This is a genomic window from Streptomyces gilvosporeus (assembly GCF_002082195.1).
GTDB classification, from domain to species: Bacteria; Actinomycetota; Actinomycetes; order Streptomycetales; family Streptomycetaceae; genus Streptomyces; species Streptomyces gilvosporeus.
Map to the genome: position 1 here is coordinate 2451158 of NZ_CP020569.1, position 26001 is coordinate 2477158.

Below are 26001 nucleotides of genomic sequence, written 5' to 3' on the forward strand. Positions count from 1 at the left end.
GTTGTGCCGAACTGTCATGACCTCCGTACGCTGATCCCATGCCGACCGCGCCCCGCCCCTCCGCCGCCCGCCCGTCACTGACCGAGCGGCGCAAGGCGGCCACCCAGCAGGAGATCGCCCGCACCGCCGCCGCCTTGTTCGCCGAGCGCGGCGCCGCGGTCACCGCCGAGGAGATCGCCCGCGCCTCCGGCGTCGCCCTGCGCACCTTCTACCGCTACTTCCGCACCAAGGAGGACGCGGTCGCGCCCCTGCTCGCCGTCGGCGTACGGGACTGGATCGACGACCTGGCGGCGCAGGCCGAGGGCGGGGACGGGGGCGGGGCGGACGCGCCGCCGGTGCGGGAGGCGCTGGAACGGGCCGCGCGCCGGGCGCTGACCCCCGCCGACCCGCCGGCCACCGAGGCGCTGCACTGGACCCGCGGGCTGCTGCGGGTGATGCCTGGCGATCCGGCGCTGCGCGCGGTCTGGCACCGGGTCCACCACGACTCCGAGGAGGCGCTGAAGCCGGTCCTGGCCCGGCTGACCGGCGCCGATCCGCTCACCGTCCGGCTGGCCGCGGCGGCCGCCAACACCGCGATGCGGGTCGCGGTGGAGGAATGGGCGGCGGGGAACGAACCCGAGGACGGGCCGCGGGGACCGGCGGAGCTGGCGTCCCGGGCAATGCGAGCCCTGACGGCGGGCCTGGCGGAACCCCTCGACGGCGCGGGGGCATAGGGCTTCGCCCGAGGGGCCGAGTGTGGGCTCCTGCCCCGCCGCACCCCCTCCCGAAACCATGCGGAGGCCGTCTCCGGCCACCTTCTTCGGACATTTGGCGAAGATCCATCCCCGCCCGAACGACCGGTCGGTGGCCGGATTCCCTCCTTCCGGGCGTCGCGGGGCGCGCGTCCCGTACGGCGACGGGCATCCCGTCCCCGCTGGCCGCACACCGTGCGGTCACACCCTTTTCACAACTCCGCCGCATTCGTTCGCGCCATTACCCACCGCATGCATCTACCGACTCAAAGCGATCGGCCAAGGTGCGCCCGGGGCGCCGTTGGGTCCAGACTCCCGTCCGGCATCCCGCACCAACAACCAAGGGAGTTCACGTCATGCGGTACATCTCCGGTGCTTTGGCGCTCGGCGCGGCGCTGGTTCTCGGCTCGCTGGCCACCACGGCCCAGGCGGCCGACGCCCCGGTCCACAGCATCCGTTCGGGCGGTCTGTACGCCCCGACGGAGCTTGTGCTGACCGTCGGCCAGGGCGAGACCCGCGCGACGGCCACGGTGGAGCGCGCGGTCACCCTCAGCTGTATGCCGGGGGCGACCGGCAGCCACCCGAACCCCAAGGCCGCCTGCGCCCAGCTGCGTTCGGCGTCCGGTGACTTCGCCAAGGTGACCGGCACGGGGACGGAGCGCCTGTGCACCAAGATATGGAACCCGGTAGTCGTCACCGCCGACGGCGTCTGGGAGGGCCGTCGGGTGTCGTACACCTACACCTACGCCAACTCCTGCATGATGAACGCCGCCCAGCAGTCGGTGTTCCGCTTCTGACCGTCCACGACGGTTCGACCACGCACGACGTACGGCCCCGGACATTCGCGGTGTCCGGGGCCGTACCGCTGCCGTCTGCCGTCGGGCCGTGCCCGCCGGTCAGCCGATGCCGGTCAGCCGATCTGCGCGCCGTAGGCCGACAGGGCCTGCGGGACCGGCTGGAAGAAGGTCTCGCCGCCGTTGGTGCAGTCGCCGCTGCCGCCGGAGGTGAGGCCGACCGCGGACTCGCCGTCGAAGAGCGCGCCGCCGCTGTCGCCGGGCTCGGCGCAGACGTCGGTCTGGATCAGCCCGTCGACCGTGCCCTCCTGGTAGTTGACGCTGGCGTTGAGCGCCTTGACCGTGCCGTCGTGCACCTGGGTGGTGCTGCCGCTGCGCTGCACCTTCTCACCGACCGTGGCGTCCGCGGCCTGGGTGATCTTCTGGGTGCTGCCGTTGTAGAGATCGACCTCGCTGGGGTGGTCGGTGTTGCCGGTGTACTTGACGAGGGAGTAGTCGTGACCGGGGAAGGTGGACTCCTCGGTGGTCGCGATCTCCGAGCCGCCCTGCTGGTCGGACCAGCTCTTGACGGCGTTGCCGCAGTGGCCGGCCGTCAGGAAGTACGGCTGGCCGTCCTTGACGACGTTGAAGCCGAGCGAGCAGCGGGCGCTGTCGCCCCAGATGGCGTCGCCGCCGGCGATGAAGGGTTTGAACTCGCCCTTGCTGTGGCGCAGTACGACCTTGTCGCCGAGGCTCTGGGCGACCTTGGTGAGGCGGTCCAGCTTGGCGCCCTTGACCGTGCGGTCGGCGGTCACCACGACCTTGTTACTGACCGGGTCGACGCCCCAGGCGGTGCCGGGAATGGTCGCTCTCGACTTCAGCGTCTGCCGGGCCGCGTCGAGCTGGGCGAGGGAGTGCTTGACGAGTCTGGCCTCCGCCCCCTTGGCCCGTACGGCCTTGGCGGCGGTCTCGTCGATGACGTTGACCACCAGCTTCTTGGCCTGGGCGTCGTAGTACGCGCCGGCCGTGCCGCTCTTGAGCTGGGAGGCCAGGGCGGTGGCCGCGGCGGAGGTCAGCCTGAGGGGCTTGGGCGTGGTGGGGGCGGGGGCCGCGTTGGCGTTGGCCAGGGTGACAGTGGCGGTGGCGGCGAGGGCGAGCGCTCCCGCGCCTGCCAGGACCGCACGACGGTGGGGTATGCGTCGGTGCTTCAACTCAGTGCCTCCCGTGGGGGGATGGGCCCGGCTCCATGGGGGATCCGCGGGCCCGAGAGCGATGAGGAATCGGGACACAAACGTTCCGCCCGGCGGAGCAGCGCTCGAGGAATCAGCGCTCTGGGGAGTCGCGTCCATGCCAACGTGCGGGGCCGAGTATTCCCATCCCTCTCACTCGCGCACAAGGCCGAGTACCGGCCTTGAGTACGGGAGTTCACCTTTTCCACACACCGCGGTCACACGTGTGACCGACCGATGATTCCGACGGCTTCCGACCGATATGTGGGGCATGCCGTCTCGGAGTGCGGACGGATGCGGCGGGCTACGGGCGGGCCGCGCCTGTCCGGATCGCGATCGTGGGGGTACGCAAGCGATCGCCGTACGCGCCCGGGGCGCATACGGCGATCGGTTGTCGCTGTCGGGTCGGGCGGCGGGCGGCTAGCCGCGTTCGGCGCCGCGGCCCGCGTTGAGGCCGTCCGGAGCCTCCTGGGCGTCCGGGGCCCCAGGGGCGTCCGGCGCCTCCTGGACGTCCGGGGTCACCGCCATATCCGGGGCCGCCGCCATATCCGGGGCCGCCGCCATGTCCGCGACGCGGTCGACGTCCGAGACGTCGATGTCGTCCACACCGTCGGCGGCCGCTCCCTGCGCCCCCGCACCGTCCGCCTCGGCCCGTCGGCGCTGCTCCGCCTCGGTCTGCGCCGTCTGCGCCTGGGCCTGGAGGCCGGAGCGCTCCAGGAAGCGCAGCAGCTCGACGGGGAAGGGCAGGACCAGGGTGGAGTTCTTCTCGGCGGCGACCGCCACCACCGTCTGCAACAGGCGCAGTTGCAGCGCCGCGGGCTGGTCGGACATCGCCGCGGCCGCCTCGGCCAGCTTCTTCGACGCCTGGAGCTCGGCGTCGGCGTTGATCACGCGGGCGCGCCGGTCGCGGGTCGCCTCGGCCTGGCGGGCCATCGACCGCTTCATGGTCTCCGGCAGCGAGACGTCCTTGATCTCCACCCGGTCGACGGTCACACCCCAGCCGATGGCGGGGCTGTCCATCATCAGCTCCAGCCCCTGGTTGAGCTTCTCGCGGTTGGAGAGCAGATCGTCCAGCTCGCTCTTGCCGATGATCGAGCGCAGCGAGGTCTGCGCCATCTGCGAGACCGCGAAGCGGTAGTCCTCGACCCTGATGACCGCGTCGGCGGCGTCCACGACCTTGAAGTAGACCACCGCATCGACCCTGACGGTGACGTTGTCGCGGGTGATGCCCTCCTGGGCGGGCACCGGCATCGTCACGATCTGCATATTGACCTTGCGCAGCCGGTCGATCCCCGGAATGATCATGGTGAATCCCGGCGTCCGCACCTCCGAGGCCAGCCGCCCCAGCCGCAGCACCACACCCCGCTCGTACTGCTTGACCACACGGGCCGCGGCCATGAGATACACCAGACCGGCGCACCCCACCGCCACCCCGGCCGTCACCAGTTCTTCGAGCATCACGGCCCCCTGACGTCCGCCGTAAGCCGTTCGCCATCCGGCCCTCACCGACCGGACGGCACCTTTTACCATGGTATGCCCGGTTGGCGGGGCCGAGGGGAACAGCGAACACAGGCGGACGCAGGGGGACGCAAGGGGCCTGGCCTTGTCATGACCCGGCCGACGGTCCCGCGGTCAGTACACGCTCACGCCGTACGCGCTGAGCGCCTCCGTCACCGGCTGGAAGAACGTCGTCCCGCCGGAGGTGCAGTCGCCGCTGCCGCCGGAGGTCAGGCCCAGGGCCTTGGTGCCGGAGTAGAGGGGGCCGCCGCTGTCGCCGGGCTCGGCGCAGACGGTGGTCTTGATGAGACCGGAGACGATGTCGCCGTTGCCGTAGTTGACGGTGGCGTTCAGCGCGGTGACCTTGCCGCTGTGGACGCCCGTCGTGGAGCCGCGGCGGGTGACCGACTGGCCGACGGTCGGGTTCCCGGCGCTGGTGATGTCCTGGCTGCCGACCGTCCCGGGGTGCGACAGGGAGGTGTTGGTGTACTTCACGATGCCGTAGTCGTTGCCGGGGAAGCTGGTGCCGGTGGTCGGCCCGATGCCGGTGGTGTCCAAGGAGTTGGTGTACCAGGGCGGTTTGCCCTCGGTGCAGTGGCCGGCCGTCAGGAAGTAGTAAGTGCTGCCGCTGCGGACGTTGAAGCCGAGGGAGCAGCGCCAGCTGGGTGCGTAGATGGCGTCACCGCCGGAGATGAGCTTGCGCAGGGTGCCGGAGGTGCGTTCGATGCGCAGCGCGCCGGCGGTGCTGCCCGCGGCCCGCTCGATCCGGGCGATCCCGGCCCGGGAGACGGTGCGGTCGGCGGTGACGACGAGGGTGTGGGTCTTCGGGTCGACGACCCAGGCGGTGCCCGCGACATCGGCGGCGCGTACGGCCTGGCCGGCGGCGGAGAGCTGGGTGGCACTGAACGTCCGTGTGGGGGCGGGGCCTTGGGCGCTGGCGGTGGGGACGGCGATGGCGCCGAGGCCCACCAGGCCGGACGCCACGGCGATCAGCCGGGTGCGTCTCGCCACGCCGCTGCGGGGGGTGGTGCGCTCGTTCCTCACGTGATGCCTCCGAGGGGGATGACTGGCCGCCGGTGGGCGGCCCGGTGAGGCGCAGCCGAAGGGCATGCGGACATCCGTGCACAGGGGTGCGGGGGTGTCGTTCGGAACGGTGTTCGACGTGCCCCTGACAAGCGCTGACCGGAGTGTCCGGTCTGCCGGGCCGGGAGCGCAAGAGGGATGCGGGAAGATATCGGGCAACGGCCGCGCCCCGCGCACCCCGGCGGCGCCCGGAGCGCGGCGCGGTTGCCAACACGCCGCCCCGGCAGCCCCGTTGAGGCTGCCGGAACGGGTCTCGCCTCGCAGGGCCCCGGAAAGACCTCACAGGACCAAAGACCTCACAGGACCTTGGAAAGAAACGCCGCGGTGCGCTCATGGCGCGGGCTGTCGAGGACCTGGGCGGGCGGGCCCTGCTCGACGATCCGTCCGCCGTCCATGAAGACGACGGTGTCGGCCACCTCCCGCGCAAAGCCGATCTCATGGGTGACGACGATCATCGTGGTGCCCCGCCGCGCCAGGTCCTTGATGACGTCGAGGACCTCGCCGACCAGCTCCGGGTCCAGCGCCGAGGTCGGCTCGTCGAAGAGCAGCAGCTTCGGCTCCAGGGCGAGGGCGCGGGCGATGGCGACCCGTTGCTGCTGGCCACCGGAGAGCGTTTGCGGATAGGCGTCGGCCTTGTCGGCGAGCCCGACCCGCTCCAGCAGCTTCCGCGCACTCTCCCGCGCCTCCTTCTTCGGCCTGCGCAGCGCAAAGACCGGGGCCTCGATGAGGTTGTCGAGGACCGTCAGATGCGGAAAGAGGCGGAAGTCCTGGAAGACGAAGCCGATCTGTGTGCGCTGTCGGAGGATCTCGCGTTCGCGCAGCTCGTGGAGTGTGGTGCCGGAGCGCCGGTAGCCGACCAGCGCGCCGTCGACGCTCACCGTCCCGCCGTCGACCTTCTCCAGATGGTTGAGGGTGCGCAGCAGCGTCGACTTGCCGGAGCCGGAGGGGCCGAGGACGACGGCGACCTCGCCGGTGCGGACCGTGAGATCCACCCCGCGGAGCACCTCCAGCGCGCCGAAGCTCTTGCGGACGGAGCGGATCTCGACCATCGCGCCGGTCGCGGTCGTCGTGCTCATCGGGTGGCTCCCTTGGCGAAGTGGCGTGCGGGCGGGGCGGTTCGGTCCCGGAGGAAGGTGAGCAGGGCGCGCGCCGTGGCGTCGTTCTGCCGGAAGGCGGGGGCGTTGGTACGGGGGCGGGCGAAGGCGCCGCCGGCCCGGGCGTCGGTGTGCGGGCCGAGGGCGAACCGGCGCGGGTGGGGGCGTCCCGAGCGGTCCAGGATCCGGCCGTCGTCGGGGTTCACGGCGAGCAGACCGGCGGGGGTGGCGGCGGCCGCGCCGTCGGCGTACAGGGCGCGCAGCAGGGCGTCGCGGGTGTGCGCGACGGTCGGCTCCGGCAGCCGCGCCTCCACCAGCGCCCGCGCCTCGACCGGTTCCCCCGGCACGCTGGCGCTCGTCGCCCGGAAGATCCCGCGCCGCTCATCGGCGGTGACGGTGGTGTCCGCGCCCAGGAAGCGCACGACTCCGGCCCGGGAGAGCGCGAGCAGTTGCCGCAGCCGCGGGCCGGGCGGCCCGGAGGCGAGATAGCTGAAGAAGCCGTGCCACCAGGGGCCGCGGTCGCCGATCCGTACGAGTTGGCCGTAGACGGACAGCAGGGCGAGAAAGACCGCCAGGTCGGGGCTGTGCGCGGGGTCGTGGCGGCGGGCGAGGTCGGCCTCGATATGGGCGCGCAGCCCCTCTTGCAGGGCCTCGCCGTCCCGGTAGCGGACGCCGGCCAGCGGGCGGTCCAGGGCGTCCAGGTCGAGGCGGTCGGCGGGGTCCGGGACGGCGGCGCCGACCAGGGCCCGGAGTGCGGCGCTGCCGGGGTCGGCGGCGGTGTACTTCTCCTCGAAGTCCGGCCAGTTCATCCGGGTGCGTTCGCGATGGGCCGTGAACAGCCGGTGGTAGTGGGCGAAGCCCAGTTCCTTGTCGATCAGCGGCCGGACATCGCGCCGGAAGTCCAGGTCCCCGCCCCGGGAGAGCAGCTCGTCGACCTGCTGCGGGCCGAAGAAGCGCGGCACCGGCGGCGGTTCGCCCGCCAGGTCGTAGCCGATCTTGGAGCGGTACGGGACGCCGCGCCGCGACCCCACGTGCAGGACGGGCTCGCGGCCCGAGGGCCGGTAGGTCAACCGGCCGTCGGCGCCGGTGGTGTAGGTCCCGCCGCGGCCCTCGGTCAGCAGCACCATCAGATCGACGAAGGCCAGCCCGAAGCCGCGGACGAGGACCGGCTCGCCGGGGCGCAGCACGTCCAGATCGCTGTCGGCGGTGAAGGCGGGCGGCAGGTGGACCAGGCCGTGCCGGGCCGCGAAATCGTTCAACTCCCGTTGATCCGGGGCTGGTTCGGACTCCAGATGCCCCTGGGCGAGGACGACGAGATCGGCGGGCAGCGGGGTGGGGCGGCCGGCCAGCCATACCTGCTGGCGGCCGCCCGGCGGACCGGAGACCCGTACCGCCGTGTCCCGGTGCTCATGGACGGCGACGCTCGGCGGCAGCGCGGCCACCGACCGCGCGTACACCCAGCTCAGATACCGGCCCTGCGCCCGCCGACTGGGAAACGTCCGCCCGTCGACCCCGGACCACTCGGCGAGCGTGGGCCCCGGCAGGACCGGCCCCTCCTGCTCCACCGTCTCGTCGGTGAACATGGTGACGTCCTCGGCCATGGAGTTCATCCACAGCAGGGGCGACTGCTCCTGGGTCCAGATGCGGCCGCCGCCGGGCGGGTGCGGGTCGACGAGATGGATGTCCAGGGGCCGGTCACCGTAGCGGGAGGGGATGTTGGCGGCTAGCCGCTCCAGGAGGCCGGTCCCCCGCGGACCGGCCCCGACGATGACGAGCGAGGCGGTCATCGGGCACCGGCCGTACCGCGGGCGTAGCGCCGCTCCAGATAGTGCTGGCCGACGCCGAGCAGGGAGGTGACGACGATGTACCAGAGGGTGGCGACCAGCAGCAGCGGGATGACCTGGTAGGTGCGGTGATACACCAACTGGACGGAGTAGAGCAGGTCCTGGACGGCGATGACGCTGACGATGGAGGTGCCCTTGAGGGTGCCGATCAGCATATTGGCGGCCGGCGGCACGATGGCCCGCATCGCCTGCGGCAGCACGATCCGGCGCAGCCGCCGCCAGGGGCCCAGGCCGAGCGACTGCGCGGCCTCCAGCTGGCCCTTGTCGACGGAGAGGATGCCGCCGCGGACGACCTCGGTGGCGTAGGCGGCCTCGTGCAGCGTCAGCCCGATGACGGCGACGGCGACCGGGCTCAGCAGGCTGACGGTCCGCACGCCGAGGATCGTCGGGTACAGCGCCCCGATGTTGAACCAGAACAGCAGCTGCACCAGGATCGGCGTCGACCGGAACAGCCAGACATAGCCCCAACCGACCGCGCGCAGCACGGGGTTGGCGGACAGCCGCAGGGTGGCCAGGAGCGTGCCGAGCACGAAGCCCAGCGCCATGACGACCGCGGTCAGCCAGAGGGTGAGGCCCAGGCCGCGCAGGACGGCGGTGGTCAGGAAGTAGTCGGCGACCACGTCCCATTGGAAGGCGTCGTTGCGGACGACGGAGAGGACGGCGAGCGCAAGCAGGACGAGGACGACGGCGGCCGCGACGCGCCGGCCGATACGGCGGCGGGGCACGATGCTCCCCCAGCCTTCGGCCGGGAGGTGCCCCCAGACGTCGGGGGTGGGAGCGGGGGCGGGTCCGGACGGGGCCGGGGCCGGTTCGGCGAGGGTGTCGGAAGCGGGATCGACCAAGGACATGCGAAGGCTCCGTGGAGGCAGTCGAACACGGGAGTGGAGCGCCTTCACACAGGCCGGCATGCGCCGTTGGTACGCAGCGGGTCGCGCCCCTCAGCACGACCCGGCCCCTGAGGCTATGCGGTGAACACCGCGGACTGTCAAGGGCGTCCGTACGGTGAGCGGGGATCCGAATCCGGTTGACGAGGAAACGGATGCCTGTTCCACTTAGCGCATGTACTCCGGGCAGCGGCTGGTCACCCGCGACCACATCGACTTCGGTCGTGTGTGGTCGTCCTCCTGTTGAGCTGACCCCCTGCCCTGACGCCCGCCGCCCCCGAGGCACCGCCCCGGGTCCGGGCCGTTTCGCGGTTCTCCTTCCGCCACCGCGCCTTCACACCTCGCGCCGCCGTCGGCGCACACTCCCCTCATCCCCCCTCCCCTCCTCTCCTCCTCCGTTGCGCCGTTGCCCCCCGTGAGGTCGTCGAACTCGCCTTTCCCGTAGCGGAGTTGGGCTTTTCGACCTTCGACCTTCGGCGTCGGGAAGCGGCACGGCACCCCGTCCCGCTCACCACGGAGGCCGTCCGATGACCGTGCCGAAGACCGGCCCCACGGTCCTGCACACCACCGTCACCGACCCCCTCGCCCGCCCCCTGCTGGACGAGCTCACCCACGAGTACCGCACCCGCTACCAGCGGCCGGTCGACCTGAGCCTGGAGTACCCCGCCGATGCGTTCACCCCGTCCCGCGGCGGCGCCTTTGTGCTGCTCCTGGAGGACGGCGAGCCGGTCGCCGGCGGCGCGTACCGGCGCCATGACGCCGCGACCGCCGAGCTCAAGAGGATCTGGACGCACTCCGCGCACCGGCGGCGCGGTCTGGCCCGGCGGGTGCTCACCGTCCTGGAGCGGGAGGCCGCCGCCCGCGGCTACACCCGCATCTACCTGAAGACCGGGCCCCGGCAGCCGGAGGCCAAGGGCCTGTATCTGGCCGCGGGCTACCGGCCGTTGTTCGATCCGACCGCCGCCCCGGAGTCCATCGGCCCGCTGCCCTTCGAGAAGCATCTGGAGAACCCTCGCCCATGACCAGAACCCTGCCCCGTGCCGCCGCCTTCCTCGCCGCCGCGGCGCTGGCGCTCACCGCCTGCGGCACGGGCGATCCGGCGGACGGTACGAAAGCGGGGCCGGCGGCCGCCCGGATCCCGACCACCGATGTGGTCTCGGGCATCGCCGAGGATCCGGCCGCCGCCGCGCTGCTGCCCGCCGACGTCCGCAAACGGGGCACCCTCACCCTTGCCAGCAGCGTCGGCACCCCGCCCGGCGCGACCTACCTGCCCGACGGCAGAACCCTGGCCGGCCAGGACATCGATTTCGCGGACGCGGTCGCCAAGGTCCTGGGCATCCGGCTCATCCGCGAGGTGGCCGGTTTTGAAGCGATCCTGCCGGCCCTCGGCAGCGGCAAATACGACGTCGGCACCGGCAACTTCGGCGTCACCGACGAGCGCCGCAAGACCCTCGACTTCGTCACCTACATCAACGACGGCCAGGGCTTCGCCGCGCGCCGGGACAGTCCGCTGAAGAAGGTCACCTCGCTCACCCGGCTGTGCGGGCTGACGGTCGCCACGAGCGCGGGCACCACCTTCGAGGCGACGCTGGAGGCGAACCGGCATCTGTGCCGGGACGCCGGCCGGAAACCGTACGACGTCACGACCTACGCCGATCCGGGCGCGCTGTGGATCTCGCTGCAACAGGGACGCTCCGATGTGGTGATGGGCACCATCAACGGGCTGCGCTATGCGGTCCGGCAGCAGCCGGGCCTGCGGTTCCTCCATACGTTCAAGCGGCTGGACGTCGGCTTCGCGTTCAAGAAGGGGACGCCGCTGGCGCCGGCCTTCCGGGCGGCGGTCAACCGGCTGGAGAAGGACGGGCGGTACGACCGGATCCTGAAGAAGTGGGGCACCGGCGCCTCGGCGATCAAGGAGTCGCGGATCAGCCCGCCGGAGGTGACGTGAGCCCGGGGCGGGCCGCCCGGTCCCGTCGGCATCCGCCCTGGTTCCGTACCGGAACCGACCTCAGGGTCGGCTCCCGCGCCGTGGCCACTTGTCGACATCTGCGGTCAGGTACCGACCGTGATGCCCATCGCACTGTCAGTTTCGCGCAGGGGCGCGCAAACTGACGTCGCGCCACCCTCTTTGCACCAGATGTGTCACGAACCCCCCGTGCGGCGGCTATCCACTTGGCACACCCTCCGCATCATGCACGACGATAGGGGGCGGAACACGGAAAGACGGAACACCACCGCGGGTGAGAGGAGGCGTCAATGGGATCGGTACGCAAGGCGAGTGCCTGGCTTGGCCTCGTCGACGACAACGATGACGAGCGCTACTACGACGACGACTACGCCGAGGGTCCCGGGTCCGCCGCCCCGGCCGGCGAACCCTGGGTGACCGATCCCCGGGTGCGGGTGGCCGATCGGACCGCGCAGGACCAGGGCACCCGTATCGCCACGGTCACCCCGGACGGATTCGGTGACGCCCGCGGCATCGGCGAGCTGTTCCGCGAAGGCGTCCCGGTGATCGTCAATCTGACGGCGATGGACCCCACGGACGCCAAGCGCGTGGTGGACTTCTGCGCGGGCCTGATCTTCGGCCTGCGCGGTTCGATCGACCGCGTGGCCACCCGGGTGTTCCTGCTCACCCCGCCCGCCTACAAGGTGGTGAGCGGGGGGCAGGAGGGCCACCGTAACGGGGGGTTCTTCAACCAGAGCTGAGGCGCATCAGAGCCGAGGCCAGGGGGTGCGGTGGTGTTCCGGCAGGGGGGTCCGGGGGTTGTCCCCGGGAAATGCAGTAACGACGGCTGAGGGGCGGGGCCCGCTCACCGGAAGGCGTCCAGGCCGCCGGTGAGCGCCTTGCCCAGCACCAGCTGATGCATCTCGACGGTGCCCTCGTAGGTCAGCACCGATTCGAGGTTGGTGGCGTGCCGCATGACGGGGTACTCCAGCGAGATCCCGTTGGCGCCCAGGATCGTGCGCGCGGTGCGGCAGATCTCGATGGCCTCACGGACGTTGTTCAGCTTGCCGAAGCTGATCTGCTCGGGGCGCAGCCGTCCCGCGTCCATCCGCATCCCCAGGTGATGGGCCAGCAGGATCCCCTTGTGCAGCTCGACGGCCATATCGGCGAGCTTGGCCTGGGTGAGCTGGAAGCCGCCGATGGGACGGCCGAACTGCTCGCGGGTGCGGGCGTAGTCGAGGGCCGTCTCGAAGCAGGTGCGGGCGGCGCCCATCGAGCCCCAGACGATGCCGTAGCGGGCATGGCTCAGACAGCCCAGCGGACCGCGCAGGCCCTTGGCCTCCGGCAGCACGGCGGCGGCCGGCAGCCGGACGTCGTCCAGGACGAGTTCGCTGGTCACCGAGGCGCGCAGGGACCACTTGTGGGTGATTTCGGGGGCGGTGAAGCCGAGGGTGTCGGTGGGGACGACGAAGCCGCGGATGCCGTCGTCGGTCTGCGCCCAGACGACGGCGACCCCGGCGACCGATCCGTTGGTGATCCACATCTTGCGCCCGTTGAGCACCCAGTCCGACCCGTCGCGCTTGGCGTAGGTCCGCATGCCCGCCGGGTCCGAGCCGTGGTCGGGCTCGGTGAGGCCGAAGCAGCCGATGACCTCGCCGGCCGCCATCCGCGGCAGCCACTGCCGCTTGTGCTCCTCGGAGCCGAAGCGCCAGATCGCGTACATGGCGAGCGAGCCCTGCACGGAGACCAGCGAGCGGATGCCGGAGTCTGCGGCCTCCAGCTCCAGGCAGGCCAGGCCGTACTGGACGGCGGAGGCGCCGGCGCAGCCGTAGCCAGTCAGGGACATGCCGAGCGCGCCGATGGCGCCGAGCTCGCGGGCCAGTTCGCGGATGCCGGGCAGCTCGCCGTCCTCGTACCACTGCGCGATATGCGGCAGGACGCGGTCGGCGGTCCACTGGCGGACGGTGTCGCGGACCGCGCGGTCCTCGTCGGTGAGCAGATCGTCCAGGCCCAGCGGGTCGCGGGGGTCGAACGGCGGGAGCTTCGAGGACGGCGTTGCGGACATGCGGGCCTCCGGCGGGTTCAGCGCTCGCGAAGTAAAACTAGCAGTGGTAGTTATGCGCGCATCCGACGTTACGGCCCCGGTGCCGCGCGGGCAAGGGCCGTTGCCGCGCGGCGGACTGTGCGGGTGAAGGCGGTCAGCGGGCGGAGCCGGCGGGAGCCGGTGCGCCGTCCCGGCCGGGGCCGGCGGCGCTCTCGCCCGCGGGGGCCTCGCCCTCGGCGCGCTCGGTGGACTCCGCGGCCCGGCGCGGCAGCCGCAGCGCGATGGCCGCGCCGACCATCAGCAGGACGGCGCTGGCGACAAGAGTGATGTGCAGCCCGTGGACGAACGATTCCCTGGCGGCCGCGCGCAGTGCGCTCCGCGCGGCGGGCGCGAGACCGGCGGCCACCTTGTAGGCCTCGCCCAGCGAATGCGACGCCGCGGCGGCGGCATGGTCGGGCACCTTGCCGACATGGGCCAGGCCCGGCGCATAGGCGGCGTTCATGACGCTGCCGAGCAGGGCGACGCCGATGCCCGCGCCGAGCTGGTAGGAGGTCTCGCCGATCGCGGCGGCGCCGCCGGACTGTTCGGCGGGCGACTCGCTGAGCATCGACTCGTACGCACCGAACAGCGTGGACTGATAGCCGTAGCCGAGCAGGACGAAGCCCAGGGAGAGCTGCCAGGGGTGGTCCTGACCGTTCATCATCGTCAGACACAGCACCGCGATGGCGGTCAGGGTGAAACCGGCCGAGACCATCAGCCGCGGGCCGAGGGCCTGGAGCATCTTCGAGCCGGTCAGGCCCGCCGCCATGGCGGCGAACACCAGCGGCAGCATCCGCACCCCGGTCTCCAGGGGGCTGAGCCCCAGGACGAGCTGGAGGTACTGGACGGCGATCAGCTGGAGGCCCACCAGGGCGAGCATGGCCAGCACGATGCAGCCGACGGAGGTGCCGAAGGCGGGCCGGGCGAACAGCCGCACATCGATCAGCGGGTGCTCGCGGCGGCGCTGGCGGCGTACGAAGACGATCAGCAGCAGCGTGCCGATGACGATCGGTCCGAGCGTGGCCGGGCCGAGCAGCGCCGCGCCGTTGCCGATGCGCTTGACGCCGAGGACGATGCCCAGCACACCGAGCGCCGCCATGATCGCGCCGATGACGTCCCAGGGGCCGTTGCGCTCACCCCGTGACTCCGGCAGCAGCCAGCGCCCCACCAGCAGCATCACGGCCATCATCGGGATGTTGATGAGGAAGACCGAACCCCACCAGTAGTTCTCGACGAGGAAGCCGCCGAGGACCGGGCCGACGGCGGCGCCGACCGCGGCCACCGCGCTCCACACGCCGATGGCGACCGCGCGCTCGCGCCGGTCGGGGAAGACCTGCCGCAGGATCGACAGCGTCGCGGGCATGATCATCGCGCCGCCGATGCCGAGCAGCGCACGGGCCACCATCAGGATCTGCGGATTGGGCGCGAGGGCCGCGCCGGCCGAGGCCAGGCCGAAGAGGCCGTAGCCGAGCAAGAGGATGCGGCGGCGTCCGACGCGGTCGCCGAGCGTGCCGAAGAGGATCAGCAGGGACGCGGCTATCAGCGGATAGATGTCGACGATCCACAGCAGTTCCACCGGCCCGGGACGCAGGTCCTCGGTGACGGAGGGCACGGCCACGTACAGGATCGTGGTGTCCAGCGCGACGAAGAGCAGGCTGATACACAGCACGATCAGCACGGTCCAGCGATTGGCGCCGTCGCGTGCAAGCCGGGTCACACCAGCCGTCCGTCCACTGCCGGACGCGGTCGTCCCGGACATGCAGTTCCTCCTGTCATGCTCTCGCGGCTCGCGGATCCAGGCGCGACGATGCCCCGGGCAAAACCGGCGGCACGGGCGAGTTGAGACGTCAGACTACGCGAGTCACCCAGCGTGCCGCGTGGCCCACCTCACGGTGAGACGCTCATCGCAGCGCCGGACGTTCCCCCTGGTCCCGCCTCATCCCCCGCCGACGGTCGTTCTTCGGCCACTCGGATCATCATCGATAATCGTCCGGATGAACGATCTTGCGCCCGCCGCAGTTCCCGACCGGACGCGCGACGCCGCCTTTCCGGCCGCGCTGCGCCGCGCCGCGCCCGCACTGACCGCCTATGCGGCGATCCGGCTGCTGGGCGTGCTGGTGCTCGTGATCTGGTCGAGCGCCAACGGCAAGGACTGGCACACGCTGCTGAGCGCGCGCTGGGATGCGCTCTGGTACACCGGGATCGCCGAGCGGGGCTACGGCTACACCCTCCACCTCGCCAACGGTGCCGTGCACTCCAACCTGGCGTTCTTCCCGCTGTTCCCGTGGCTGGAGCGGGGCCTGGCGGCCGTGACGCCGCTGTCGGCCGCGGACGCCGGGCTGGCGGTGGCCTGGTGTGCGTCGCTGGCCGCGGCCTGGGCGCTGTATGCGACCGGTGAGCGGGTGCACGGCCCGCGGACCGGGGTGGCGCTGGCCGCGCTGTGGGCCGCGCTGCCGGTCGGCGTCGTGCAGTCCATGGCGTACTCGGAGTCGCTGTTCACCGCGCTCGCGGCCTGGGGCGTGTACGCCGTGTTGACCGGACGCTGGGTGACGGCGGGCGTGTTGGCGTCCCTGGCGGGGCTGACCCGGCCGGTGGGCGCCGCGGTCGTGGCGGCCGTATGGATCACCGCCGCGGTGACGCTGTGGCGCGCACACCGCTCCGGCGGGATCCGCACGGCCCTGCGGGCGCACCGCGGACTGCCGGCGGGCGTGCTGCTCGCCCCCCTCGGCTGGTGCGGCTATTTCCTGTGGGTGGGCGCGCGGCAGGGCGGTTTCACCGGCTATCTGGACGTCCAAGGCGGCTGGGGCAACGGCTTCGACGGGGGCGTGGCCTTCACCCGGTTCCTGTTTCACCTGCCGCCCGCGGCCGGGCTCGGTCTCGCGCTGGGCGTGGCGCTGGTGATCTGGCTGTACGTACACGGCGTACGGCGCGGCCAGCCGCTGCCGCTCGCGGTCTACGGCGGGACCGTCCTGCTGATGGCGCTGACCGCCAAGGGTTACTTCGGCTCCAAACCGCGGCTGATGATGCCCGCCTATCCGCTGCTGCTGCCGCTCGCGGCCGGGCTGGCGAAGTGGCGGCCGGTGCGGTCCTGGCTGGTCGTCGGGCTGGTGGCGGCCGCATCGGCGGCCTACGGGGCGTTCTGGCTGAACGGATCGGGGCCCCCGTGACCGACGGCGCGAACGCAAGTTCCCCCGCTGTGAACCCCCGTGCGGGCAAACTTCCCGCGGCGTCCGGGGAAAGCACGGATAAACGTCTCCGGAGAAAAACAGATAACCACTCGCGGCGCCGACACGCGGAGCGCCCGCCGGGGATTCGGAAACGCGCCGAATTCCGTTGCAAAACCCGTGGGCAACATCACGCTTGAGACGCATTCCACATCACATCGTCATTACAAAGCGCACAGTTTGACCAGGCACCTACATCACACGCGGTAACGTCCATTGAGTGCGTACCGATGACAAGCTCGACCAGATGGAGGAGCGCCCGACCGACCGCGTTCAACCGCCCCCGATGACCGCGACCCGCCTGTGGCTGTTCGGCGGCACGCTGGCGGTGTACCTCGCGATCGTGATCGGCGTGCTGACCACGTCATGGTTGGTCACCCTCGACTGGCAGGTCATGTTTTTCCGGCCCTACAAGCAGTGGCCGGAAATCCACGCCTTCCTCGACTACTTCGTGGTCCTGGGCCAGCGCGGCCCGACCGCGGTGGCGGTGGCGGCCTGGCTGGGCTGGCGCTGCTGGCGCCAGCGCAACCTCCACCCGCTGCTGGTGCTCGGCGCCTCGCTGCTGCTGCTGAACATGACCGTGGGCGCCGCCAAGATCGGCATGGGCAGGCTCGGTCCGCACTACGCGACGACCGTCGGCGCCAGTGAGATGGGGCTGGGTGGCGACATATTCCCGTCGGGCCACACCGCGAACGCCGTGGTCACCTGGGGCGTCCTGGCCTATATCGCGACCACCCCGCTGCGCCGCCGCATCCTGTCGGTGATCGCCGCCCTCGGCGCGCTGGGCGTCGGCATGACCACCGTCTACCTCGGTACGCACTGGGTCAGCGATGTGGTGCTCGGCTGGGCCGCGGGCCTGCTGGTGCTGCTGGCGATGCCCTGGCTGGAGCCCGGCATCACCTGGGTCGAGGACCGCCTGATGGGCATCATCCTGCGGCTGTGGCTGCGGCTGCGCCCCGATTCGCTGCGCGGCCCGCTCCCGGTCGGCATGCCGGCCCCGGCGTTCTCCCGGCAGCGCCCGGCGTCCGAGGGCGACGTACTGGTCCGCGAGACCATCGGCGCCGGCACGGTCGGCCGTACCGCCCCCGGACGCCCCCAGGACGGCTGGCCGCACCACGCGACGCGCCCGTACGCGATCCGCTCCGAGCGCTCCCCGGCCGCCCCCACGGGCAGCCGCCGACCGCCGCACGCGGACCGCGTCCCGCGCACCATTCCGCTCAGCCCCACCTCCGGCCGCGGCCGCAACACCACCGGCTGACCGCCCGGCAGACCGCGGGGCCGGTACGCACACCCCACCCCGCACCGAAGGCCCCGGCCGCTCCTCACGAGCGGCCGGGGCCTTCGGCGTCCTCAGGCGAGCGGTCAGCGGCCGTCAGCCCTGCCAGCTGCGGTGCACCACATCGTCCTGCACCTCGAAGTTGATCCGGCCGACGAGGTATTCCATGGTGATGATCGCCCCCGGCGGCAGCGAGCGGACGGTGGTCCAGCCACGCTCGCGGGCCCGCTCCTCGGCGGCCTGCCGGGCAAGACCCACATAGGCCTCGATGTCGTCCTGGGGTTCGCTGGGAAGATCCGGTACGGGTGCCATGCCAGCCACCGTAGGCGCCCGCGACGGTGCCCGGAAGGCCCGTCCGGCGCACACGTCGGTGTCCGTACGGTCCGTCATTGGTCACACTTGTGTCACAGCCGACGCTGCGGCGTTTGCGGTAACTTCCTCACCCGTACGAGCCGTGTGATGCGGCAAACGGGTGGAAAACAATGCGGCCGGAATTCCTCCCTTGATCACCGGCTAATCCCGGCACCGGCCGCGGCGCCGGGGATCGCACCGGAGCCCGGGAATTCGGCCGACCCCGCCGCGGGATTCCCGCTCCCCCGACCAATTACCGCCGGGCGAATATGGCCGGACGAGACACAGTCCGCACACATTTCCCGCACACCCCCCCCGGGCCGGGGCCTACGCCGCTCCCGCCGGACGGGCCCGCCTAGTCCTCCGGACCCGTGAACCGCAGCGCCAGGTCGTTGTCGAGGGTGTAGTACGGCTTGACCCGGACCGGCCCGGCCGCGCTCTGCAGCGGCAGTGCGGGGTAGCAGAAGATCTGCTTCTTGTCCGGTACGTCGTCCAGGAGGCGGGCGATGCGCACCGGGTAGGCGTCCGCGGCGGGGCGCAGCCACAGGTCCCACGGCTCGCCGCCGTCCCGCCCGGTGCCGGCCAGCTCCTCGTGGGTCAGCGTGAAGGTGAAGTCCGGGCCCTCGACGTCCAGCGGGACGGTGACGGCGGGCGGGGTGTCGTCCACGGCCCGCGTGGCGCGCCGGGCGCGCGCCTCGGCCAGTGCGCCGACCGCCGGGGAGGCACCGTAGAGCCGGCCGGAGACCGTGATGCCCTCGGGCGTCACCCGGATGTCGCCGGCCTCGGCGTGCGGACCGCGCAGCCAGCTGCGCAGGGCGAGATTGCCGAACTTCGTGGCGTACGGGATGCGCACGCCGAGCCGGCCGATCCCGGCCAGCGGGCGGCGGTCCACCAGGGAGCGCAGGTCGTTGACGCCGGGCAGCAGGCGCCGCGGGTCCGAGCCGTCGCCCAGGTCGGCATAGGCGTTCCAGCGGCCCTCGGCGAGCGCGACGGTGCTGGGCAGGACGGCGCGCAGCCGGCCGGAGCCGTTCGGGCCCAGCGGCAGCCGGACCTCGTCGTCGGCGCCGTCGTCGGCGCCGTCGCCGCCGCGCAGCCGCAGCACCAGGGCGGCGTTCCAGGAGGCGGGGGCGGACTCGGGGGCGTTCAGGTCGAAGGTGAGGCCGCCGGCGGAGTCGGCGATGCAGTCGGCGCGCAGCTCCGCCGGAGCGGCGGCCGCGGCCTGGGGTTCCTGGTCGATGGCCGCGTCCTTCGTCGGGGGTGTCGGGGTCGTCGTGGAGCTCGTCGGCGCCGTGGGCGTCCCGGGTGTGGTGGTCGAGGCGGTCATGCCGTGCGCACCCCTCTCACCGTGCGGGCGGCGTCCTTGGTGGCGTAGGCGCCGCTGAGCAGCGCGCCCCGGGTGCGATGCCAGGCGCCGCGCAGGCGGTGGCCGCGGCGGCGGGCGAGCAGCTCGCCGAAGAGGGCTTCGTAACGTTCGGCGATGATGGCCGGATCGAAGCGGCCGGAGGCGGCGAGCGCCGTGCGGCCCATCCGCTTGCGGGCGTCGTCGTCGTTGATCAGCTCCAGCAGCGCACCGGCCAGCGCGGGCGGATCACCGACCGGTACGAGCCGGCCGTCCACCCCGTCGTCGATGATCTCGCCGGGACCGTGCGGACAGTCGGTGGCGACGACCGGGAGGCCGCAGCGCATGGCCTCCACGATGGTCATCCCGAAGGCTTCGAGGCTGGAGGAGACCGCGGCGATCGATCCCTTGGCCCACTCGGGCTCCAGGGGGCTGGCCGGTCCCATCAGGAAGACGTGGTTGTACAGGCCGAGTTCCTCTATCAGCGCGCGCAGCGCCGCCTTCTCCGCGCCGCCGCCGTATATCCGCAGCCGCCAGTCGGGGCGGTCGGCGACGACCTCGGCGAAGGCGCGGACCAGGATGTCGTAGCGCTTGGCGCGGGCCAGCCGGCCGGCCGCGACGACCCATTTGTTGCCGCCGTCGGCGGGCCGGAGGCCGGGGGCGGGCACGCTGTTGGGCACCGCCGCTATCCGTACGCCGGGCAGCCGCAGCGCGCTGCGGTAGGCGCGGGCGTCGGCCTCGGTGACGGTGGTGACCGCGTCCAGCAGCGGATAGGCGCCGCGCAGCGCGAGCCGGAGCTCCCGTGAGTGGGTGTTCAGGGTCAGATGCTCCTGCCCGATCCGCACCGGCCCGCGGCGGGCCTGCCGCGCGATGTGGACGTTCAGTCCGGGGCGGGTGCCGACCACCACGTCCGCTTCGAGGCGGCGCAGATGCTGGGCGATACGGCGGTCGGTGAGCTCGCTGTACTGGGCGTAGCGGCGCTCGGCGGCGGGGAACACCTTGGCGGGCCGCCGGTGCGCGGGGTCGGCGCCCTCGTAGCCGGCGCCGTCCTCCCTGAGGTCCACCAGGTGCCGCAGCGTGACCCCGGGGCCGAGGCCGAGGACCGGGGTGTCGCGGTGGCGCAGTACGGAGACGATCTCGACGTCGTGCCGCTCGGCGAGCGTGTGGGCCAGGTTGAACGTCGTACGGATCGTCCCCCCGATCCCGTACGCGTTGTGTAGCAGGAATGAGATGTGCATCCGTCCCCGTGTCCCCTGGTCTTCCGTTTTCCGGCCGTGCCCGGACTCCCCTCGGACGACGTCGCGCGCCCCCCGACGGCGTGAGACGTCCGGCTCCTGAACGGTTGGACACCGCAAAGGAGTTCCGGGTTGGGGGGTTTCGCCAAGTTGTTCCTTAAAAGTTAGGTCATCGGTAGCGGCGGAAGGGAACCTTCCGGGCCCGGATCGCATCCTCCGTCAGAAGCCCGGTCCGCCGGACGGGCCGGACGGCCCCGTGGACGCAACCGCCGGCGGCGCGGCTGACGGGGCGGCCGACGGCACAGGAGCCGGGTTGGCGGACGGGGCGGCGGGCTGGCCGGCGGGCGGCGCGGCAGGCGCCCCTCCGCCGCTCACGGCCGTCGGGTCGGGCGACGGCGCCGGGTCCAGTGGGTCGGGGCGCGGGACGTAGGTGGTCCCGCTCAGCCCGTAGCGCCGGGAGCAGGCCGGCCAGGCACCCCAGCCCTGGGAGGCGAGTACCCGCTCGGCGACCGCGATCTGCTCCTCGCGGGAGGCGAGGTCGGCGCGCGGTGCGAAGTCGAGGCCGCCGTAGCCCCGCCAGGTCCGGTACCCGAACTGGAGGCCGCCGTAGTAGCCGTTGCCGGTGTTGGCGCGCCAGTTGCCGCCGCTCTCGCACCGGGCGACACAGCCCCACGGCCAGCGGTCGGCGGCGCAGGAGTAATCCACCGCTCCTCCGTCGTTCCCGTCCCCGGGGCGGGCCTGGGCGTCGGCCGCGCCACCGGGCAGGGACAGGACCAGGGCGGCGGCCGCCGCAATGAAAACGGAGACGGCACCCGCACGGCGCCGGAGCCCCGGAAAGTGGTCGGACATAGCCGGTGACGCTAGGCAGGCTCCCGCCGCGGACTGCTGCGCCGCGCCCGCCACGCCGGACGTCCCCGCCCGCGACGGCGTAAGGAAACCGCCCATTCGCGTCTGTTTTCCCTACCGAAACCGATCACTCACGACCGCTTTTCCCCCACTCGCCGCCCTTCTTCGCTGTGCGTCGTTTGGTTCGATTCTGTTCCCGTCCGCGCGTGACTCCGGCCGCAGGTCGCCCGTTGTCCTTGTACGAGCCGGGACAACGCCCGGCAGCCGCTCAGAGATCGAGGAGCCCCCGTGCCGCGCATGCTCGACGTCAGCGACGAGGTCCGCGCCGAGATCGGCGACGAAGAAGCCGATCGCCTGCTGGCCGGTGGCGACGCCCCCGGAAGCTACGACTGCACGTCATGCCGCACCCCCGGCGACAGCGAGCAGGAGCGCACCAGCACCGTCCTGTTCGTGGGCGAGGAGACCGCGGTGCTCGCGTTCGCACACGCCACCTGCATCCCCTCGCAGGTCGTCCCGGTGTCGGAGGAGCAGCTCAAGGGAGCCGTCCGCTCCATCACCGGCAAGGACGACGACACCCCCCACGCCCCCGTGCAGGAGCCCGGCCCCGTCGCCCCGCCGCCCGTCGGCGACCGTCAGGCGACCCTGGGCATCACCTGCGGCCTGGTGCTGATCGAGGGCGAACTGCGCCCGGCGCTGGTCGTCGAGCCCAACGGCCCCATCGCCCGCCCCGGTTCGATGAGCCAGCAGGACGAATTCCTCCCGCTGCTGCGGGAGCAGGGCTTCGGCAATGTGACGGACATGAACCAGCTCCCCGCCCCCAACCCGGGCTGGTCCGCGCTGCTGGCCATGGGCAAGCTGCACGCCGTGCTCCAGCCGGGCTCGGCCGGCAACCAGTCCGCGTGGTGGCAGGCGCATCAGCCGCTGGCGGTCTCCGAGGGCTGGCGCGCGGCGGCCAACAAGGCGCAGACCGTGCTGATGTACGCCGCGCCCGCGGGCACCATCGGCCACCAGCCGCGCGAGGACCTGATGCGCCAGGCGCTGGAGCAGGCCGCCGCCCAGGGCGTGCTGGTGGCCGCGGCGATGCCGCTGGCCGGCACCGCCGCCTGAGCCCGGCCGCAGCCACCGATCGCGGGAGCGACGCCGCCCGATGGGCGGCATTGCCCCGCGATCGCCCCTTTCCGGCCGAAAACCGCATCCCCCGGGCATCGGGGTCGTTTGCAGATACGTGCACGCATACGACCCCTCCTCCCGCGCCCCGTACCACCCGATCCCCGGCATGCGCCCGTCGCACGAGCCCGGGGGGACGCACTCACCGGACCGCGCCTCGGGCACCCCGATCTATGACGCGCTCTACGCCGAGTACCGCCGCTCCTTCAAGGCACTGCCCGGGGACCGTACGGACGAGGCGGAGGTCCCCGAATCGCTGCGCGGCAACTGGAACCGCACCACGGCCTCCACGGGCCACTGGGAGGTCGTGGGCCACCAGCCCTACCACCCCCGGGGCCACATCCCCGCGGCGCTTCCCCCGGGCCAGCGCGACGCCCGCTCCCAGGGTCGCTGACCCCCGGGCGGCCACGACGACGGCGCCCGGACCCCGCCGGGGTCCGGGCGCCGTGCTGCCGCCGCTACTTCTTCTTGCTGCGCTTCTCGCGCACCCGTACCGAGATGTGCACCGGCGTCCCCTCGAAGCCGAACTCCTCGCGCAGCCGCCGCTCGATGAAGCGGCGGTAGCCCGCCTCCAGGAAGCCGGAGGCGAAGAGCACGAACCGCGGGGGCCGGGTGCCGGCCTGGGTGCCGAAGAGGATGCGGGGCTGCTTGCCGCCGCGGATCGGGTGCGGGTGGGAGGCGACGATCTCGCCGAGGAAGGCGTTCAGCCGGCCCGTGGGGATACGGGTCTCCCAGCCGGCCAGGGCGGTCTCGATCGCCGGGACCAGCTTCTCCATGTGGCGGCCGGTGCGCGCGGAGACGTTCACCCGCATCGCCCACGGGATCTGCACGAGGTCCCGCTCGATCTCCCGCTCCAGGTAGAAGCGGCGCTCCTCGTCGAGGGTGTCCCACTTGTTGTACGCGATGACCAGGGCCCGCCCGGCCTCCACGGCCATCGTGATGATCCGCTGGTCCTGGACGCTGATGGACTCGCTGGCGTCGATCAGGACGACCGCCACCTCGGCCTTCTCCACGGCCGCCGCGGTGCGCAGCGAGGCGTAGTAGTCGGCGCCCTCCTGGAGGTGCACCCGGCGGCGGATACCGGCGGTGTCCACGAACTTCCAGGTCTTGCCGCCCAGTTCGATCATCTCGTCGACCGGGTCGCGGGTGGTGCCGGCCAGTTCGTTGACGACCACCCGCTCCTCGCCGGCGACCTTGTTCAGCAGCGACGACTTGCCGACGTTCGGGCGGCCGATCAGCGCGATCCGGCGGGGGCCGCCGACGGCGGCGCCGAAGGTCTGCGCGGGCGCCTCGGGCAGCGCCTTGAGCGCGGCGTCCAGCATGTCGCCGGTGCCGCGGCCGTGCAGCGCGGAGATCGGGTGCGGCTCGCCCAGGCCCAGCGACCACAGCATCGCGGCGTCCGCCTCGCCGGACGGGCCGTCGACCTTGTTGGCGACCAGCACGACGGGCTTGCCGGCGCGGCGCAGCAGCTTGACGACGGCCTCGTCGGTGTCGGTGGCGCCGACCTTGGCGTCCACGACGAAGACGACCGCGTCGGCGGCCTCGATGGCGAACTCGGCCTGCATCGCCACGGAGGCGTCGATGCCGAGCACGTCCTGCTCCCAGCCGCCGGTGTCGACGACCTTGAAGCGGCGGCCGTTCCAGTCGGCCTCGTAGGTGACGCGGTCGCGGGTGACGCCCGGCTTGTCCTCGACGACCGCCTCGCGGCGGCCGATGATGCGGTTCACGAGCGTCGACTTGCCGACATTGGGGCGGCCGACGACGGCGAGGACGGGCAGCGGACCGTGTCCGGCCGCCGCGATGTCACCCTCGACCTCTTCGAGGTCGAAGCCCTCTTCCGCGGCGAGCTCCATGAACTCCGCGTACTCGGCGTCGCCAAGCGCACCGTGCTCGTCGCCGGTGGGGGTCTGGTCGTTCATGAAGTCCGTTCCTCGTTCATCATCGTCATCGGTGGGGCGCTGGTACGCGCCCCACTACTCAAAGTGTCGGTCGGCGCCCGGTAAGGCGCCTGGCCTCGGCCAGGTGGGCGGTCAGCCGCTCCTGGATCCGTACGGTCGCCTCGTCCAGCGCCTTACGGGTGCGCCGCCCGCTGCCGTCGCCCGCCTCGAAGGCGTCGCCGAAGACGACGTCGATGCGGCCGCGCAGCGGCGGTACGGCGCGGTGCAGCCGACTGGCGCGGTCGGCACTGCCGAGCACCGCGACGGGCATCACCGGGGCGCCGGAGCGCACCGCGAAGTACGCCAGCCCGGCGCGCAGCGAGGCGAAGTCGCCCTCGCCGCGGGTGCCTTCGGGGAAGATCCCCAGCACGCCGCCGCGCTCCAGCACCCCGAGCGCGTCGGTGATCGCCTTGCGGTCGGTGGCGTCGCGGTCCACCTTCAGCTGCCCGATACCGCGCAGGAAGGGGTCCAGCGGGCCGACGAAAGCTTCCTTCTTGATGAGGAAGTGCACCGGCCGGGGCGCGGTGCCCATCAGCATCGGGCCGTCGATACCGTGCGAGTGGTTGACAGCGAGGATCACCGGGCCCGCGGACGGCACCTTCCAGGCGCCCAGCACCCGCGGCCGCCACAGCCCGTACATCAGGCCGATGCCGATCCGCCGGCCGACCGCGGCGCCGGCCTCGCTCGGCGCCCTGCCGGATTCGGTCACCGGGCGAGCCCCGCCTTTGCGGCGCTCGCGCCCTCGATCAGGGTGACCACGCATTCGATGACCTGCTCCAGGGTCAGCTCGGTGGTGTCCACCTCGACGGCGTCGTCCGCCTTGGCCAGCGGGGAGGTCTTACGGGAGGAGTCGGCGGCGTCCCGCTTGATCAGGGCCTCGCGGGTGGCGGCCAGGTCGGTGGCGTCCTTGCCCTTGAGCTCGCCGGCGCGGCGGGCCGCACGGGCCTCCGGGGAGGCGGTGAGGAAGACCTTGAGGTCGGCGTCGGGCAGGACCGTTATACCGATGTCACGGCCCTCCACCACGATGCCGTGCGGCGCCTCGGCGGCGATGGTGCGCTGGAGCTCGGTGATCCGGGCGCGCACCTCGGGGACCGCGCTGACGGCGCTGACCGCGGCGGTGACCTCCTGGGTGCGGATCGGGCCCGCGGCGTCCAGGCCGTCGACCGAGATGGTCGGGGCGGCCGGGTCCGTACCGGAGACGATGTGCGGCTTGGCGGCGGCGTCGGCGACGGCGGTCGCGTCCTGGACGTCGATGCCGTTGCTCAGCATCCACCACGTGATCGCGCGGTACTGGGCGCCGGTGTCGAGATAGCCGAGCCCCAGCTTGGCGGCGACGGCCTTGGACGTGCTGGACTTGCCCGTGCCTGCGGGGCCGTCGATGGCGACAATCACTGCAGCCGGGGCGGTCCGGGTGGCGGTTTCCACGGTGACGAACACCTTTCCTGTGCACGGGGCGGAGGTCC

24 protein-coding genes are annotated in these 26001 nt (G+C 72.4%); 9 read left to right on the plus strand and 15 right to left on the minus strand.

The genetic code is table 11. The features are described from left to right. Window positions 1-38: 38 nt before the first annotated feature. Window positions 39-713 carry a TetR family transcriptional regulator gene (locus tag B1H19_RS10720; RefSeq protein ID WP_083104378.1) on the plus strand — a complete coding sequence of 225 codons (675 nt, stop codon included), beginning with the start codon at window positions 39-41 and terminating at the stop codon, window positions 711-713. 374 nt (window positions 714-1087) lie between these two features. After that, window positions 1088-1528, plus strand: a complete 441-nt coding sequence (locus B1H19_RS10725; RefSeq protein ID WP_083104379.1) for a subtilase-type protease inhibitor — start codon at window positions 1088-1090, stop codon at window positions 1526-1528. Window positions 1529-1641: 113 nt separating this feature from the next. Here B1H19_RS10725 and B1H19_RS10730 read toward each other — a convergent pair whose 3' ends face one another. The 6 genes from B1H19_RS10730 to B1H19_RS10755 form a co-directional block, all read right to left on the minus strand. Then, the gene (locus B1H19_RS10730; RefSeq protein WP_237289253.1) at window positions 1642-2715 is read right to left on the minus strand and encodes a S1 family peptidase; all 1074 of its coding nucleotides are present in this window, start codon (window positions 2713-2715) and stop codon (window positions 1642-1644) included. A gap of 438 nt (window positions 2716-3153) precedes the next feature. Then, the gene (locus tag B1H19_RS10735; protein ID WP_083104381.1) at window positions 3154-4191 is read right to left on the minus strand and encodes a slipin family protein; all 1038 of its coding nucleotides are present in this window, start codon (window positions 4189-4191) and stop codon (window positions 3154-3156) included. Between the two features lie 174 nt (window positions 4192-4365). Then, entirely contained in the window at window positions 4366-5274 is a 909-nt protein-coding gene (locus B1H19_RS10740; RefSeq protein WP_083104382.1) for a S1 family peptidase, read from the minus strand. Between the two features lie 335 nt (window positions 5275-5609). Further along, window positions 5610-6389: an amino acid ABC transporter ATP-binding protein gene (locus tag B1H19_RS10745; RefSeq protein WP_083104383.1), complete on the minus strand. Its 780-nt coding sequence runs from the start codon at window positions 6387-6389 to the stop codon at window positions 5610-5612. After that, window positions 6386-8194, minus strand: a complete 1809-nt coding sequence (locus B1H19_RS10750; RefSeq protein WP_083104384.1) for an FAD/NAD(P)-binding protein — start codon at window positions 8192-8194, stop codon at window positions 6386-6388. Before B1H19_RS10750 ends, B1H19_RS10745 begins: the two co-directional genes overlap by 4 nt. Further along, window positions 8191-9099 carry an amino acid ABC transporter permease gene (locus B1H19_RS10755; RefSeq protein ID WP_083104385.1) on the minus strand — a complete coding sequence of 303 codons (909 nt, stop codon included), beginning with the start codon at window positions 9097-9099 and terminating at the stop codon, window positions 8191-8193. The genes B1H19_RS10750 and B1H19_RS10755 overlap by 4 nt, the downstream gene beginning before the upstream one ends. A 563-nt stretch (window positions 9100-9662) precedes the next feature. On the opposite strand from B1H19_RS10755, the gene B1H19_RS10760 reads away from it, so the two are divergent. From B1H19_RS10760 to B1H19_RS10770, 3 genes are all read left to right on the plus strand, one after another. Further along, window positions 9663-10157 carry a GNAT family N-acetyltransferase gene (locus B1H19_RS10760; RefSeq protein ID WP_083104386.1) on the plus strand — a complete coding sequence of 165 codons (495 nt, stop codon included), beginning with the start codon at window positions 9663-9665 and terminating at the stop codon, window positions 10155-10157. Continuing rightward, window positions 10154-11083, plus strand: a complete 930-nt coding sequence (locus B1H19_RS10765; protein WP_083104387.1) for an ABC transporter substrate-binding protein — start codon at window positions 10154-10156, stop codon at window positions 11081-11083. The genes B1H19_RS10760 and B1H19_RS10765 overlap by 4 nt, the downstream gene beginning before the upstream one ends. 308 nt (window positions 11084-11391) lie before the next feature. Continuing rightward, window positions 11392-11841, plus strand: a complete 450-nt coding sequence (locus tag B1H19_RS10770) for a cell division protein SepF (RefSeq protein WP_030067869.1) — start codon at window positions 11392-11394, stop codon at window positions 11839-11841. Window positions 11842-11945: 104 nt separating this feature from the next. On the opposite strand, the gene B1H19_RS10775 is transcribed toward B1H19_RS10770, so the two are convergent. Continuing rightward, a complete protein-coding gene (locus tag B1H19_RS10775) occupies window positions 11946-13145 on the minus strand; it encodes an acyl-CoA dehydrogenase family protein (protein WP_083104389.1) in 1200 nt (399 codons plus the stop codon). A 133-nt stretch (window positions 13146-13278) separates the two neighbouring features. Next, a complete protein-coding gene (locus B1H19_RS10780) occupies window positions 13279-14922 on the minus strand; it encodes an MFS transporter (protein WP_083104391.1) in 1644 nt (547 codons plus the stop codon). Window positions 14923-15157: 235 nt separating this feature from the next. Between B1H19_RS10780 and B1H19_RS10785 the strand changes: the two genes are divergently transcribed. Together B1H19_RS10785 and B1H19_RS10790 are read left to right on the plus strand one after the other, a co-directional pair. After that, on the plus strand, window positions 15158-16330 hold the full coding sequence (locus B1H19_RS10785; RefSeq protein ID WP_083104393.1) for a hypothetical protein: 1173 nt from the start codon (window positions 15158-15160) through the stop codon (window positions 16328-16330). Window positions 16331-16607: 277 nt separating this feature from the next. Further along, window positions 16608-17645, plus strand: coding sequence for a phosphatase PAP2 family protein (locus B1H19_RS10790; protein ID WP_083104395.1), 1038 nt, complete (start codon window positions 16608-16610; stop codon window positions 17643-17645). Window positions 17646-17759: 114 nt separating this feature from the next. Here the strand turns inward: B1H19_RS10790 and B1H19_RS10795 are convergent, their stop codons facing one another. The 4 genes from B1H19_RS10795 to B1H19_RS10810 all read right to left on the minus strand — a co-directional run bounded on the left by B1H19_RS10795 (window position 17760) and on the right by B1H19_RS10810 (window position 21437). Then, the gene (locus B1H19_RS10795; protein WP_083104397.1) at window positions 17760-17975 is read right to left on the minus strand and encodes an I78 family peptidase inhibitor; all 216 of its coding nucleotides are present in this window, start codon (window positions 17973-17975) and stop codon (window positions 17760-17762) included. A gap of 394 nt (window positions 17976-18369) precedes the next feature. Continuing rightward, complete coding sequence (locus B1H19_RS10800) at window positions 18370-19338, minus strand: hypothetical protein (RefSeq protein ID WP_237289254.1); 969 nt, start codon at window positions 19336-19338, stop codon at window positions 18370-18372. Beyond that, window positions 19335-20591 carry a glycosyltransferase family 4 protein gene (locus tag B1H19_RS10805; RefSeq protein WP_083104398.1) on the minus strand — a complete coding sequence of 419 codons (1257 nt, stop codon included), beginning with the start codon at window positions 20589-20591 and terminating at the stop codon, window positions 19335-19337. The genes B1H19_RS10800 and B1H19_RS10805 overlap by 4 nt, the downstream gene beginning before the upstream one ends. A gap of 216 nt (window positions 20592-20807) precedes the next feature. Further along, complete coding sequence (locus B1H19_RS10810) at window positions 20808-21437, minus strand: transglycosylase family protein (RefSeq protein WP_083104399.1); 630 nt, start codon at window positions 21435-21437, stop codon at window positions 20808-20810. A gap of 285 nt (window positions 21438-21722) precedes the next feature. Here B1H19_RS10810 and B1H19_RS10815 point away from each other — a divergent pair, with 285 nt between their 5' ends. Beyond that, complete coding sequence (locus B1H19_RS10815; protein WP_083104400.1) at window positions 21723-22541, plus strand: hypothetical protein; 819 nt, start codon at window positions 21723-21725, stop codon at window positions 22539-22541. Between the two features lie 169 nt (window positions 22542-22710). After that, window positions 22711-22995: a hypothetical protein gene (locus B1H19_RS10820; RefSeq protein ID WP_107425939.1), complete on the plus strand. Its 285-nt coding sequence runs from the start codon at window positions 22711-22713 to the stop codon at window positions 22993-22995. A gap of 64 nt (window positions 22996-23059) precedes the next feature. On the opposite strand, the gene der is transcribed toward B1H19_RS10820, so the two are convergent. From der to cmk, 3 genes are read right to left on the minus strand one after another with little or no spacing between them, the layout of a single operon-like run. Continuing rightward, the gene (der, locus tag B1H19_RS10825) at window positions 23060-24520 is read right to left on the minus strand and encodes a ribosome biogenesis GTPase Der (RefSeq protein ID WP_083104402.1); all 1461 of its coding nucleotides are present in this window, start codon (window positions 24518-24520) and stop codon (window positions 23060-23062) included. 58 nt (window positions 24521-24578) lie between these two features. Beyond that, entirely contained in the window at window positions 24579-25247 is a 669-nt protein-coding gene (locus B1H19_RS10830) for a lysophospholipid acyltransferase family protein (RefSeq protein ID WP_083104403.1), read from the minus strand. Further along, window positions 25244-25975: a (d)CMP kinase gene (cmk, locus tag B1H19_RS10835; RefSeq protein ID WP_083104404.1), complete on the minus strand. Its 732-nt coding sequence runs from the start codon at window positions 25973-25975 to the stop codon at window positions 25244-25246. The genes B1H19_RS10830 and cmk overlap by 4 nt, the downstream gene beginning before the upstream one ends. Window positions 25976-26001: the final 26 nt, after the last annotated feature.

Excerpts from the sequence above, each read along its gene's own strand:
- B1H19_RS10820 (WP_107425939.1), top strand. The coding sequence starts at position 22,711 with ATGCGCCCGTCGCACGAGCCCGGGGGGACGCACTCACCGGACCGCGCC.
- B1H19_RS10765 (WP_083104387.1), top strand. The coding sequence starts at position 10,154 with ATGACCAGAACCCTGCCCCGTGCCGCCGCCTTCCTCGCCGCCGCGGCG.
- B1H19_RS10770 (WP_030067869.1), top strand. The coding sequence starts at position 11,392 with ATGGGATCGGTACGCAAGGCGAGTGCCTGGCTTGGCCTCGTCGACGAC.
- B1H19_RS10745 (WP_083104383.1), bottom strand. The coding sequence starts at position 6,389 with ATGAGCACGACGACCGCGACCGGCGCGATGGTCGAGATCCGCTCCGTC.
- B1H19_RS10750 (WP_083104384.1), bottom strand. The coding sequence starts at position 8,194 with ATGACCGCCTCGCTCGTCATCGTCGGGGCCGGTCCGCGGGGGACCGGC.
- B1H19_RS10810 (WP_083104399.1), bottom strand. The coding sequence starts at position 21,437 with ATGTCCGACCACTTTCCGGGGCTCCGGCGCCGTGCGGGTGCCGTCTCC.
- B1H19_RS10735 (WP_083104381.1), bottom strand. The coding sequence starts at position 4,191 with ATGCTCGAAGAACTGGTGACGGCCGGGGTGGCGGTGGGGTGCGCCGGT.
- der (WP_083104402.1), bottom strand. The coding sequence starts at position 24,520 with ATGAACGACCAGACCCCCACCGGCGACGAGCACGGTGCGCTTGGCGAC.
- B1H19_RS10720 (WP_083104378.1), top strand. The coding sequence starts at position 39 with ATGCCGACCGCGCCCCGCCCCTCCGCCGCCCGCCCGTCACTGACCGAG.
- B1H19_RS10725 (WP_083104379.1), top strand. The coding sequence starts at position 1,088 with ATGCGGTACATCTCCGGTGCTTTGGCGCTCGGCGCGGCGCTGGTTCTC.
- B1H19_RS10800 (WP_237289254.1), bottom strand. The coding sequence starts at position 19,338 with ATGACCGCCTCGACCACCACACCCGGGACGCCCACGGCGCCGACGAGC.
- B1H19_RS10780 (WP_083104391.1), bottom strand. The coding sequence starts at position 14,922 with ATGTCCGGGACGACCGCGTCCGGCAGTGGACGGACGGCTGGTGTGACC.
- B1H19_RS10795 (WP_083104397.1), bottom strand. The coding sequence starts at position 17,975 with ATGGCACCCGTACCGGATCTTCCCAGCGAACCCCAGGACGACATCGAG.
- B1H19_RS10760 (WP_083104386.1), top strand. The coding sequence starts at position 9,663 with ATGACCGTGCCGAAGACCGGCCCCACGGTCCTGCACACCACCGTCACC.
- B1H19_RS10805 (WP_083104398.1), bottom strand. The coding sequence starts at position 20,591 with ATGCACATCTCATTCCTGCTACACAACGCGTACGGGATCGGGGGGACG.
- B1H19_RS10755 (WP_083104385.1), bottom strand. The coding sequence starts at position 9,099 with ATGTCCTTGGTCGATCCCGCTTCCGACACCCTCGCCGAACCGGCCCCG.
- B1H19_RS10785 (WP_083104393.1), top strand. The coding sequence starts at position 15,158 with ATGAACGATCTTGCGCCCGCCGCAGTTCCCGACCGGACGCGCGACGCC.
- B1H19_RS10775 (WP_083104389.1), bottom strand. The coding sequence starts at position 13,145 with ATGTCCGCAACGCCGTCCTCGAAGCTCCCGCCGTTCGACCCCCGCGAC.